This is a genomic window from Catelliglobosispora koreensis DSM 44566 (assembly GCF_000379685.1).
GTDB lineage: Bacteria > Actinomycetota > Actinomycetes > Mycobacteriales > Micromonosporaceae > Catelliglobosispora > Catelliglobosispora koreensis.
Genome location: NZ_KB903283.1, coordinates 91,076 through 103,356, shown reverse-complemented (window position 1 = coordinate 103,356; position 12,281 = coordinate 91,076). Strand labels below are relative to the sequence as shown.

9 protein-coding genes are annotated in these 12,281 nt (G+C 64.8%); 4 read left to right on the top strand and 5 right to left on the bottom strand.

The genetic code is table 11. The features are described from left to right. The first annotated feature begins 158 nt into the window (after window positions 1-158). From A3E1_RS0126150 to A3E1_RS0126140, 3 genes are all read left to right on the top strand, one after another. The gene (locus A3E1_RS0126150; protein WP_020523747.1) at window positions 159-1,013 is read left to right on the top strand and encodes a hypothetical protein; all 855 of its coding nucleotides are present in this window, start codon (window positions 159-161) and stop codon (window positions 1,011-1,013) included. Between the two features lie 489 nt (window positions 1,014-1,502). Then, window positions 1,503-4,217: an ATP-binding protein gene (locus A3E1_RS0126145; RefSeq protein WP_020523746.1), complete on the top strand. Its 2,715-nt coding sequence runs from the start codon at window positions 1,503-1,505 to the stop codon at window positions 4,215-4,217. A 41-nt stretch (window positions 4,218-4,258) separates the two neighbouring features. After that, window positions 4,259-4,624, top strand: a complete 366-nt coding sequence (locus A3E1_RS0126140; protein WP_020523745.1) for a nuclear transport factor 2 family protein — start codon at window positions 4,259-4,261, stop codon at window positions 4,622-4,624. 7 nt (window positions 4,625-4,631) lie between these two features. On the opposite strand, the gene A3E1_RS0126135 is transcribed toward A3E1_RS0126140, so the two are convergent. From A3E1_RS0126135 to A3E1_RS0126120, 4 genes are all read right to left on the bottom strand, one after another. Then, window positions 4,632-6,383, bottom strand: a complete 1,752-nt coding sequence (locus A3E1_RS0126135) for a glycoside hydrolase family 35 protein (RefSeq protein WP_020523744.1) — start codon at window positions 6,381-6,383, stop codon at window positions 4,632-4,634. Between the two features lie 77 nt (window positions 6,384-6,460). Next, a complete protein-coding gene (locus A3E1_RS0126130; protein ID WP_020523743.1) occupies window positions 6,461-7,801 on the bottom strand; it encodes an ABC transporter substrate-binding protein in 1,341 nt (446 codons plus the stop codon). 19 nt (window positions 7,802-7,820) lie between these two features. Then, window positions 7,821-8,672: a carbohydrate ABC transporter permease gene (locus tag A3E1_RS0126125; protein WP_020523742.1), complete on the bottom strand. Its 852-nt coding sequence runs from the start codon at window positions 8,670-8,672 to the stop codon at window positions 7,821-7,823. Window positions 8,673-8,674: 2 nt separating this feature from the next. Beyond that, window positions 8,675-9,586 (bottom strand): carbohydrate ABC transporter permease, encoded by a 912-nt coding sequence (locus A3E1_RS0126120; RefSeq protein ID WP_020523741.1) that lies wholly within the window; start codon window positions 9,584-9,586, stop codon window positions 8,675-8,677. A 239-nt stretch (window positions 9,587-9,825) separates the two neighbouring features. Between A3E1_RS0126120 and A3E1_RS0126115 the strand changes: the two genes are divergently transcribed. Next, on the top strand, window positions 9,826-10,848 hold the full coding sequence (locus A3E1_RS0126115; protein WP_020523740.1) for a LacI family DNA-binding transcriptional regulator: 1,023 nt from the start codon (window positions 9,826-9,828) through the stop codon (window positions 10,846-10,848). Here the strand turns inward: A3E1_RS0126115 and pdxR are convergent. Next, window positions 10,845-12,269 carry a MocR-like pyridoxine biosynthesis transcription factor PdxR gene (gene pdxR, locus A3E1_RS0126110; protein WP_020523739.1) on the bottom strand — a complete coding sequence of 475 codons (1,425 nt, stop codon included), beginning with the start codon at window positions 12,267-12,269 and terminating at the stop codon, window positions 10,845-10,847. The two genes, A3E1_RS0126115 and pdxR, sit on opposite strands and share 4 nt — an antisense overlap. Window positions 12,270-12,281: the final 12 nt, after the last annotated feature.

Genomic DNA, 12,281 nt, shown 5'->3' with positions numbered 1-12,281 from the left:
GCTTGTCCAAGTTCGGGACTATGTCGGGGCAGACCGTACTCAATAGTGCGTCCCTTTGGCGACCCCGAATTCTTCCCGGTGGGAGTCAAGCACCGGTACACGAACAACGCAGCGTAATATCGCCAGCCTCTGATCCCCTCGACCTTTTTGGACATGACGTGGCCGACGACACCCTGACGGAAGTGGAAACGCCGAAAGAAAGCACAGGCACCAAGACTGAGGTCTACCTTGGACTGCTTTGGCTCGGTATTACGGTCTTCACCGCATACGCTTCGATCAATGGGGTGAAAGGAGCGCCGGGCCCGCTGGAGTCAGCGATCGAAGCGATGCCTGACGTGATCAGCACCTCGCTCGTCACCGCGGCGTCGATCGCCGCTGCCGCCAGTTCCCGGGCCGCGAGTGCGCTGGGGCGCCTGTTCATTGGCCTGGCGGCCGGTGCCGCGTTCGGCGTCGTGACCGCGATCGGGGTCCGGTTCGCCTATGGCCCAGGCGCCTCGGTCACCATGCTCAGCATTACGGTCGCGGCGGCGTGCGTGCTCGGTGGCGTGTTCGCGATGCTGCCCGGGCCGATGATCGACTCAAGCTTGTGGGCGATGACCTGGGTGCTTTTCGCCGGGCTGATCCTGTCTGTGCTCAAGACGAATTTGCTGCTGCTCCTGGGCGGCGGTCCTAACGCGACAGAGGCGGCGCAGGCGACGGCCGAGTCGCGGTTCCTTCTGTTGCAGCCCATCGTCGCTGGCTTGCTAGCCGCGATGCACTCCGTCCGGTGGCTGCGCCCGGAAAACCCGCCCGTGTTCTGGTTCGGCATCACCGGTGCGCTGTCTGGCATCTACTTGCTGGCCACCGAAGGACTCGGCCACCTGGGCGGCAAAGTCCTGTCGTCGACCACGCCCGACGGCGCGGCCGCGGACGCGTTGCTCACCAACGCGGACAAGCTCAAGTACGCCGTGATCGTCCTTGCCGTCGGCGGTGTGCTGGGCCTGCTCATCGGTGCCCGCAAGCCAAAGGACTGACAGTTACGCGCCGGCCCCCGTTAATAGCGGACGCGTAACGAAGTCCTCGTTACGGAGTGGCCCGGGGCGAGCACCTGGGGACGTCGTCGCCGGCCGGGTCGCCGGGGTTGTGATCCGAGCCGCGATCCATGCAGCTAGGCATGGATGACGGCACCAACGTCAGCGACGGGGCCGGGCCCGGGACAGGACCCGCGGCGGTGGCGGCGTTGGCGAGATGAAGCGCCACTCCCAGCGTCACCGCCGTCGCCGTCGCCGAAGCAGCAGCTACCCACGTTCGACTGCTGAATCTCACATCTGCCCCCCGAAACGATGTTGACCAGTGTGCTCATCTTCGGTTGTGCTCAGCTGGCCGGCAACGCGGCTGAACGAATCCGGACGATCCCGAACGGCAATCGTGTCCAATAAGGACCTTTCAGCGGCTTACGCGGCAATGGTCCTCGTGCGGCTTGACTATATTGATGTCACACAGCGTGCGCGGGAGGACGATTGATGCCGCAGGACCTCAGTCAAACTGACCGGTATTCCAAGCGGCCCGACCCGACAGTGGCGGCGTCCGCCGCCGAATTCATGCAGCTGCTGCGCACTTTGCGTGTGTGGGCCGGTAATCCGTCTTTGGCGGTGCTCGCCAAACGCACCGGTGTTGGACGAACAACGCTGCACGACTGCCTGACCGGCAAGCGAACGGGCTTGCCTCCCCTAGACATGCTCAGGCGACTGGTTTCGGCCTGTGGCTGCCCGCCGGAGGAGGTGACGAAGTGGACGGTCGCGTGGCGCAGACTGCAAGACCACCCAGGCCCGGCCGCCGCTGCCTCCGCTCCGTCAGCACCAGTGCAAGTGCCGCGGCAGCTTCCCGCGCCCGGAATGTGGTTCGTTGGCCGCGAAGGCGAGCTCAAACAGCTCGACACCATGCTGGAAGCGTGGCTGGAAAACCCGCCCGGCAGCGCTGGCGTGGCCGTGATCTGTGGCCCCGGCGGGATGGGTAAGACCGCGATGGCGGTGCGGTGGGCGCAGCAGAAGGCCGGGGTGTTCCCCGACGGCCAGCTTTATCTGAACCTGGACGGGTTCTCCAGCCGGCCACAGGTGACGGTCGAGCAAGCGCTGACCACCCTGTTGCGTGGCCTCAACGTGTCCAGCCAGCACATCCCCACCGACGTGCAGGCGCAAGGAGCGCTTTACCGGTCGATCCTGTCCCACCAGCGCATGCTGATCGTGCTCGACAACGCGGCCGACGCCGCGCAAGTGCGGCCACTGCTGCCGGGCGGACAGTCGTGCCTGGCCGTGGTCACGAGCCGGCAAATGTTAAGTGGCCTTGTCGCCCGGGAGGGCGCCAGCAGGCTCGTGCTCGGCGGGCTCGACGATGCCGAGGCGATGCAACTGCTCTCGCTTGGTCTCGGGCCCGAACGGGTCATGCAGGACGAGCGCGGCGCGAGCAGGCTGGCCCGGTTGTGTGGCTACCTGCCGCTCGCTCTGCGCGTCGCGGCCGCCAATCTCGTCGATCATCCACACAGGACCATCAATGGGTACGCCGATGAGCTCGAAGACGGCGACAGACTAGGCGCACTGTCCGTTGAGGACGACAGTGAGACAGCGGTCCGGGCTGTCTTCGCGACCTCCTACGACCGGCTGTCACCGGCGAGCCAGAGGCTGTTCCGGCTCCTAGGCTTGTTGCCCGGAACCAACTTCTCCGTCGACACCGCGGCGGCGCTGCTCGGGTCCGGCCGCGAGCAAGCACTCGCCGAGTTGCAAGTGCTTGCCGCCAGCCATCTCATCGAGGTGGCCGGGCCGAATCGGTTCGCGCTGCACGACCTGCTGATGGTGTTCGCGCAATCGCTTGCCGCCGAACACGAACCAGATTCCTCCAAGATCCGGGAAAACCTGCTCCAGTGGTATCTCGACACGGCCGTCAACGCCGTAGAAATGATCCGCCCCAACCTCATCCGGCTGCCAGCACACTCCCACCCCGGCGTGCCGGCGCTAACTTTCGCTGACACCGCGAGCGCCCGTCAATGGCTCGACGTGGAACTAGCCAACCTGGTCGAAGCGGTCCGCACCGCTGGCGCCACGCAAGGGTTGCGCCACTACACATGGCTGCTCGCCGATGCCCTGCGCGGCTACTTCACCCTTCGCGTCCCCAAAGCGGAATGGTTCACGGCCGCGACAACGGGACTGGAAGCGGCGCAGCAAGCCGAAGACCCGGCCGCGGAGGCCGCGATGTGGGCCTGCCTGGGCGATGCGGCATGGGCGGACAATGACTTCGCCGGGGCCATCAGCCATTTCCGATTAGCCCTGCAGCAGAGCCTGCGCACCGGAGACCGGCGGCGGGCCGCTGCTGTGATGAGCAACCTTGGCTTAACCGCCTTCGAAATCGGCGATCTGATTCTGGCAGATGAGTGGCTTACCAAAGCAGTCACCGCCTATGGCGAGCTCGGCGACAAGGCCAGGCAGGCCACCGGCCTTGCCCGGCTTGGCTCGCTGCAGCGCGACTTGGGCAAACTCGAAGACGCCAAACAGCATCTCCAGCAAGCGATCGCCTGGCACCAGCAGACCGGCAATGACTACCAATACGCTGACGCGGTCGCGCGGCTGGGAAGTGTGCTGCGGTTCCAGGGTCACCTGAATGAAGCCATCGAATGCGTGCAAACGGCACACGACATCTACGCGCGGGTGGGAGACCGGCCAGGCGTGGCCAGCATGCTCGAAGACCTCGCCGCGATGTATGTGGAATCCGGCAAGCCCAAGCGAGCGCTGGAGCTCTGTGCCACTGCCATGCCTATCGTGCGGGATCTCGGTGACCTGCGCGTCGAAAGCGACGTGTGCGGCACCCAGGGCGCGGCCATGCACCTCACCGGTGCCGAGGGGGCCGAAGAGCAAGTGCTGCAAGGATTGCGCATCGCCAGGAACGAGGGCTACAAACGCAGCGAGATCAATGCGCTGATCGCCCTGGCCGACATCTGCCGCAGTAAAGGCGCCACAGCACAAGCCAAACAGCATGCGGCGCAAGCGTTGCAGGTGTCCCGCACGGCACAGCTGCGGCTGCTGGAGGCCAGGAGCCTCACCACCCTCGCCTGGGCACAACTCGCCGACGGCAACACGGCCGAAGCGGCCAGCACGGGCAGGGAAGCACTAGCCCTGCATACCGAAACCGGCCAGCAGCTCGGCCAAGCGCGTGCCACCGAACTCCTAGCCCACGCCGACCCGTCATAGTCACCTTGCCGGCGGCCGCACTGGCGGCGGATGATGCGTCAATGGATGACCGGGACGCCGTGGTCGCGACGGTGACTGATTACTTTGAGGGCTGGTTCGATGGCGACGCCGAGCGGATGGAACGCGCCTTGCATCCGGCGCTGGCGAAGACAGGAGTCGGGTTCGACAAGCTCGGCGCCGCGTTCATGGAGTCGATGAACGCGACCGACATGATCGGCTGGACGGGCGAGGGGCAGGGCGTAGCAAGGAAACCAGACGGCTTCACCTTCGAAGTCACCGTCAACGATCTCTACCGTCACATCGCGACGGTCACCGTGCACAGCACGGTCTATCGCGAGTATCTGCACCTCGCGAAAACACCGGACGGCTGGAAGATCCTCAACGCGCTCTATATGTCGATGACCTGAGGTCTCGTCAGGACTCGGTGTGCCCGAGGTTAGGGCGGTCTAGCAGACGGACTGTCGCCTGGGCGGCATGGAGTTCGAACACGACGATCTCGTTGCCGTCCGGGCGCAGCACGGGCGCTGGCACGTAGAGGGTGCGCTGCGGTCCGCGGGCCCAGTAACGCCCGAGGCAGAAGCCGTTGACCCAGGCGACGCCTTTCGTCCAGCCGGTGGTATCGAGGAACAGGTCCTGGTCCGTATCCGTGGCATCGAAGGTGGCGTAGGCGAACAGGGGGCCGGCCACGGTGTCTGCGGTGATGAGGTCGCTGTGGCGTAACTTGCCGGTCAGGGCAGCGATGCGGTCCAGGTCGAGGGGGCGCACCGTCCAGTTTTCCAGTGGGTCGCCGTCCAACGTGGACGGTCCTATGAGGCCCTTGGGTTCGCCGATGCGTGGGCCGTAGTTCACCCGGCCGAGGTCTTCGACGAGGATGTCTACCGCTCCGGGCACCGCGATCATTTTCTCGCCGTGGTCACGGCTCAGCACGCCGATGCCGCGCCGGCCGGCGAAAACCTGTGCCCGGTCACGGATTTCGGCGAACGAGAGCACACCAGCCTTTGGCGTCTGCGCGGAGTAGACGGCGAAGCCGCTGTAGTGGCCGAGTTCGTCGGTGCTGGGCAGGTGATCGTGTGTAACTGGTTCGCCGAGCAGGTCGAGCACGTCCCACAGTGGCAGGCTGCGTTCGAAGCGCACGTCTTGAACGCTTACGGAGGTCGGCGGCGAGGGTGGGTCCAGGGGCGGGAGTTCGGCGTACCGGCCGATGGTTTCGCGCAGTGCCCAATATTTGGCCGTGGGCTGACCGGATTCGTCGAGTGGGGCGTCGTAGTCGTAGCTGGTGATCGTGGGGGAGTAGGTGCCCTTATCGTTGGCACCGTTGGTGAAGCCGAAGTTGGTGCCGCCGTGGAACATGTAGATGTTCACCGAGGCTCCGGCTGACAGCAGCAGATCGAGGTTGGCCGCCGCGTCCTGGGCCGAAGTGGTGTGGTGGTGGCCGCCCCAGTGGTCGAACCATCCATTCCAGAACTCGGCGCACATGAGGGGCCCGGTGGGCTGGTGTTCCCGCAAGGTGGCGAGCCGCTCCAGCGGGCGTGAGCCAAAGGACGCCGTCTTGTGCAATGTAGGCAGGCTGCCAGCGCCGAGCATGTCGCCGGTGGGCTGATCGACCGTCGTCAGGGGGACGGTGATGCCGATTTTGCGGGTCAGGCCGGTCAGTGCGGTGAGGTATTCCTTGTCGGATCCGTAAGCACCGTACTCGTTTTCGACCTGCACCAAGATGATGGGGCCGCCTTCGCTGATCTGACGCGGGACCAAGATAGGTGCCAGTGCCTCGTAGTAGCCGGTGACAGCGTCGAGGTACCTCTCGTTGTTGCGACGGATTTCCGTCGCGCCACCGTCGAAGAGCCAAGCGGGCAGACCGCCGTTGTCCCACTCGGCACAGATGTAAGGCCCCGGCCGCACGAACGCGAACATTCCTTCTTCGGCGGCGATGTCCAGAAAGCGGCCCAGATCAAGGCCTGCCTCGGTGTGGAAGACACCCTGCTTTGGTGAGTGCGCGTTCCAGGCCACGTAGGTCTCGATGGTGTTGAGGCCCATCTGGCGCGCCTTGCGAATGCGGTCGCGCCACAGGTCAGGGTGGACCCGGAAGTAGTGAAGCGCCCCGGCTAGCACACGAAAGGGCTTGCCGTCGAGCAGGAAGTCGGTCTCACCGATGTCGAAGGTGCGCAAGAGTTCTGTGGCCTTTCTAGCGGAGGCTGAAGCCGCCCGCGGCGGTGCCGCCGCGGGCGAGCTGGAGCAACCGAGGGTTAGCTGACGGTGAAGCCTTGTTCCTTGCCGTATTTGGCGCACGCGTCCTGCCACGCCTTAAGTCCGTCGGACAGCGTCGTGCTGGAAACGTAAGCCTTGCCAACGGTGTCGTTGAAGATGCTGTTGGCGTAAACCTGGAACGGCAGGTAGGACCATCCGGAAACGACACCGGCGGCTGACTGGCCCAGCACCTGGTTGACTTTCTGGCCGCCGAAGTAAGGGAATTCCTTGTTGGCGAACGCATCCGACTTCAGTTCAGCGTTCGTGGCCGGGAAGGCACCCTTGTCGACGCGGATCTTCACGCCTTCTTCGGCGGTGGCGTACTTGAGGAACGCGTAGGCCAAGGCGTTGTTCTTGCCCGCCTTCGGGATCGCCAGTGAGCTTCCGCCGTTTTCCGCTGTGGCGTTGCCGCCAGCGGTCCACTGCGGCATCGGGGCGACACGCCAGTCACCCTTGGCCGCGGCCACTCCTGATTCGAGGTTGGCCGGCATCCACGCTCCAATCACGAGGGTCGCGATGCTGCCGTCGGCCAGCCCCTTGTACCAGCCGTCGCTCCACGAGCCGACCGGTGCCAGAAGCTTGTCGGTCAACAGCTGTTGCCACAGCCCAGCGAACTTCGCCGAGCCGGTGTCGGCCAGGTTGATTTTGACGTTGGTGCCGTCAACCGAGAACGGTTTCCCCGCGGCCTGCCAAATCATGCTGGTGGTGAAGCCCGCGTCGCCAGTGTCGTTGGTGATGTAAGCCTTCGGGTCGGCCGCGTGCAGCTTCTTGGCGGCGGCGACGTATTCGTCCCAAGTTGCCGGAACGGCGATGCCGTGCGTGTCGAAGACCTTCTTGTTGTAGAACAACGCCATCGGGCCCGAGTCCATTGGCAAGCCGAAGATTCCGCCGCCGGCTTTGACCGATGCCCACGGCCCCGGCGTGAACGTGCCGTCCAGCGATCCGGCGCCAAAGCCGCTCAGATCCGTGAGCGACTTGCCAAGGGCGAATTGCGGCAGGGCGTAATACTCGATCTGGGCCAGGTCCGGCACACCGTTGCCGGCCTTGATGGCGTTCTGCAAGGCGGTGTATTGCTTGTCGCCGGTGCCGGCGTTGACCAGCTCGACTTTCACCTTGGGATACTTGGCCTGGAACGAGGTGACGACGTCCTTGAGGGTGGTTTCCCAAGCCCAGACCAGGATCGTGCCGCCCTTCTCCAGCGCCGCCTGCACGTCGTTGGCGGAAACGGTTGGAGCGCTGGGGTTATCGTCGGTGCCGCAGGCCGCGAGGGCGCCAGAGGCCGCTGTGGCAACGGAAACGGCCGCTGCCGAGCGCAAGAAGGTGCGACGGGTGATAGCCATGATGTCCTCTCGAGGGTTTCTAATCTTTGACGCCACCGGCAGCCAGCCCGGACTGCCAATAGCGCTGCAGGAGAAGGAATGCCAGTAGTAGGGGAAGGATGGTGAGCAGTGAACCGGTGATGACGAGGTTGAAGATGGCCTGCCCGCCCGCGGTGGCAGCCTGGTCATTCCATGAGTTGAGGCCCAGCGTGAGGGGGTACCAGTCCGGGTCTTTCAGCATGATCAGGGGCAGGAAGTAGTTGTTCCACGTGGCGACCATCGTGAACAGAGCGACGGTCACGATGCCGGGTGCGAGCAATGGCACGCAGACGCGCACGAACGTCCGCAACTCTCCGGCGCCATCGACACGGGCGGCTTCGATGAGTTCGCCTGGGATCGCCTCCGCCGCGAAGGTCCACATGAGATAGAGCCCGAACGGCGAGATGAGCGACGGGATGATGATGGCCCAAGGGGTGTTCGTCAGCCCGAGATTCGAAAACATCAAAAAGGTGGGTACTGCCAAAGCGGTGCCAGGAACGGCCACGGCACCGATGACGGTGGCGAAGACGGCGCGCTTGCCGGGGAAGTCGAACTTCGCTAACGCATATCCGCCTAACGTGGCCAGCACCGTGGCGCCGCCGGCGCCGAGCACGACATAAAGCAAAGTGTTGAGCAGCCACCGGAGGAAAACACCGTCGTCATAGGTTAGCGTCTCCCGCACGTTGTCCCATAAGGCGAAGTCGCCCGCGAACCACAGTCCGAACGAGCCGAACAGGCCGTCTTGAGTCTTCGTCGCGTTGATGAACAGCCAGGCGAGGGGCACGAGGCTGTACAGCAGCATGATGGAGGTGAGGAGGGTGAGCAGTGGGCTGCGCTTAGTGCCAGATCGCATGTCTAACGCTCCTTCCGGGAGCTGCGCAGCTGCACGGCATAGGCCACGATCATCGTGAGGAGCGCCATCACGATCGCGACCGTGGCCGAGTAGTTGTATTGCTGGCCCGAGAACGACAGCGAATAGGCGTAAAGGTTGGGCGTGAAGTAGGTCGTGATGGCGTTGGGAGCCAGGCTCTTGAGGATGCTTGGCTCGTTGAAGAGCTGGAAGCTGCCGATGATGGAGAAGATGGTGGCCACCAGCAGCGCACCGCGAATGGCGGGCAGCTTGATGGAACGGATGATGCGCAGCTGACTGGCGCCATCGATTTCGGCTGCCTCGTATAGCGTTTTCGGCACGACCTGTAGCGCACTGTAGAAGATCAGCATGTTGTAGCCGACGAACTCCCACGTCACGATGTTTCCGATCGACGCCAGGATCAGGCCGGGAGACAGCGGGTCGGGCAGGGTGGTGCCGAGCGCCTCGTTGATGTTGGCGACCAGGCCGAACCTGTTGCCGTACATGAAGCCCCACATCAGCGTGGCGACGACAGCGGGCACGGCGTAGGGCATGAACACGGTGACCCGGAAGAAGGCCTTGCCGTAGAGGCGGCCGCTGTCGATGGCTAGCGCCACGAGCAGGGCCAGGAAAAGCATGATGGGCACCTGCACGAGCAGGAAGAGCGTCACTCGCCCGGCTGCGGACCAAAACTGAGCGTCGGTAAAGACGTTCTTGTAGTTTTCGAGCCCGACGAAGCTGGTGCCGCCGATGAGCCTGGTGCGAAAGAAGCTCAGGTAGATCGCGTAGGCGATCGGAGCGAGGAAGACGAAAGCGAAGACGGCCATGAATGGGCCAGCGAACGCCCAGCCGGTCCAGCTGCGCCGCTGCCGTCGCTTGCCGGTGCGCTTGATCGCCGGCGGCTCGAGTAGCGCCACGCTTCCTCCTTCGGACACGTTGAGTAACATTTCATGGTCCCCGTGTTTACGTAAACATGCCCGTCCCGCTGGATGTTCTTTGCTGTGCTATGCGGGGTTTGCCGGGACGGATTCGTCACAATGAGCGAATGTTTACGTAAACATCGGCTGGGTGATAGTGTCACCGCTGCCGGAGGCCCGTCAAGCGCCGGTTTCGGAATTGTTACCTCCGTTGACCGAGCGTGAAGGAGCGGCGCCGGATGAGCCAGTCAAAGCAACGCCGCATATCGATGGCCGACGTTGCCCGGCTCGCGGGCGTTTCCTCCCAGACCGTTTCGCGGGTGTCCAACGGCCACCCCAGCGTCATCGGAACCACCCGTGAGCAAGTGCTCAAAGCCATGCGCGAGCTCGGCTACCGGCCCAACAGCGCGGCCCGTGCGCTCAAACGCGGCGAGTTCCGCACCATCGGCGTCATCCTTTTCACGCTCTCCAGCACCGGCAACAGCCGCACCCTGGAAGCGATCGCCAATCACGCGGCGGCCGAAGGCTATGCCATCACGCTCATCCCGGTCGCGGTGCCAACGCAAGACAGTGTGCTCGGTGCGTTCACCCGCCTCGGTGAGCTCGCCGTCGACGGTGTCATCGTGATTATGGAAGTGCACCTGCTCGACGCGGCCACCGTGACGTTGCCGCCGCACGTTCAGGTTGTGGTCGTTGACTCCGACGCGGGCGACCGATACTCCGTTGTGGACACCGACCAGGCCGACGGGGCCGGGCAAGCGGTCACTCACCTGCTCGAGTTGGGTCACGAAACCGTTTGGCACATCACGGGTCCACGCGAATCGTTCGCCAGCAGCAGACGCGAACAGGCGTGGCGGCAAGCACTTGAGGCCGCTGGCCGTGCTGTTCCGACGCCACTGCACGGGGACTGGTCGGCCGAGTCCGGCTATCAGGCCGGCCTGATGATGGCTGAGGATCCCAGCTGCACAGCCATTTTCGCCGCCAACGACCAGATGGCGCTCGGTGTCCTGCGCGCCCTGCACGACCGCGGGCGCTCGGTGCCCGGCGACGTCAGCGTCGTCGGCTTCGACGACATCCCTGACGCGAGTTCCTTCATCCCTCCACTGACGACAGTCCACCAGGACTTCGCCGAAGTCGGCCGCCGGTGCGTGCAAGGCGTCCTGCGCCAAATCGACCGTGGCGAGCCAGAGCACGGCACCACGCTCGTCCCTACCCGCCTCGTCGTGCGCGAAAGCACAGCGACCCCAAGGGTTGCGGCTTAGTCCCGCTGACTCCGCACCTCGCGGATGGCTGTGGCTAGAAGCTTTACACCCTCGGCGATGACGGCCTCGCTGAGGATGGCGTAGCCGAAGATCAGGCCACCGCGACCGGTGCTGCTAATGCGGTACGGGCTGACGCCGTGAATGCCGAGCCTGTGTTTAGCGGCCGCTGCGACGACGGCCGCTTCGTCGAGATCGTCGGGGAGCCACGTGACCACGTGCTGTCCGGCGGCGATGCCGTACGGCTCAAGATAGGGCAGATGTGTGCGCAGCGCGGCCAGCAAGGCGTCGCGGCGGCGGCGATACACGGGACGCATCCGGCGCAGATGGCGGTCAAATTCGCCGCGGGCAAGGAAATCAGCGAACGTCAGCTGGTCGATGACCGGCGAGCCGCGGTCGGCAAGCACCTTCGCTGCCGCGACGTCAGTGACAAGGTGAGGCGGCACAATCATCCAGCCGAGCCGCAATCCGGGGGCGAGCGTCTTGCTTGCCGTGCCGCAGTAGACGACGTGATCGGGTGCTAGACCTTGCATGGCGCCCACGGGCGAGCGGTCGTAGCGGTACTCCGCGTCATAGTCGTCCTCGACCACGATCGCGCCGCGGCGTTTGGCCCAGCCGATGACCTCGGCCCTCGCGGCCGCGGACAACACGGCACCGGTGGGCCATTGGTGTGACGGCGTGAGCACGACCGCGTCGGCGTCAGCGCGGTCGAGGGCGGCGACGTCTATGCCGTCTGGGCCCACTGGGATTCCGGTCACCTCAAGACCCGCGGCGGCAGCCACCAGGAGAGCGTCGTCATTGGACGATGGGTCTTCCAGGGCGATCCGCCTGGCACCGTGCTGGACCAAAACCTGGATCAGCAAGGAAATGCCCTGTCCGTATCCGTTGCAGATCACCACATTGGCAGGATCGGCGGACGTACCGCGTACCCGGTTGAGGTAATCGCATAGAGCCTGATGCAGTTCTGGCACGCCACGGCCGTCGAGATAGGCGAGCCGGTCATTGGGCGTGGTGGTGAGCACGGTGCGAACCGAGCGCAGCCAGGCCGCCCGGGGAAACTGCGACACGTCAGTGCGCCCGAATCCAAAGTCGACCCTGCGCACGGCCGGCGGTGCCACCGATGGCGGAGGACTGGGAGCCGACGGCATCGAGGCGGCGACATGGGTGTAACCGCCGGACCGGCTCGCCAAATAGCCCTCGGCCACCAGCTGCTGATAGGCCTCAACGACCACCCCGCGCGAAACCCCGAGACCGGCGGCGAGGGTGCGTGTCGGCGGCAGAGACGCGCCCGTACGCAACCGCCCGGCCCGGATGCTCGCGCGGATGGATGCCTGGATTTGACGGTGTAGCGGCACACGAGTGTCGCGGTCTAGCTCGATGAGCAAGTCCTCGGCCGAACCCGAATTGGTCCTGAATTGGCCCACAGAATCGGACCT

Excerpts from the sequence above, each read along its gene's own strand:
- A3E1_RS0126145 (WP_020523746.1), top strand. The coding sequence starts at position 1,503 with ATGCCGCAGGACCTCAGTCAAACTGACCGGTATTCCAAGCGGCCCGAC.
- A3E1_RS0126140 (WP_020523745.1), top strand. The coding sequence starts at position 4,259 with ATGGATGACCGGGACGCCGTGGTCGCGACGGTGACTGATTACTTTGAG.
- A3E1_RS0126130 (WP_020523743.1), bottom strand. The coding sequence starts at position 7,801 with ATGGCTATCACCCGTCGCACCTTCTTGCGCTCGGCAGCGGCCGTTTCC.
- A3E1_RS0126125 (WP_020523742.1), bottom strand. The coding sequence starts at position 8,672 with ATGCGATCTGGCACTAAGCGCAGCCCACTGCTCACCCTCCTCACCTCC.
- A3E1_RS0126115 (WP_020523740.1), top strand. The coding sequence starts at position 9,826 with ATGAGCCAGTCAAAGCAACGCCGCATATCGATGGCCGACGTTGCCCGG.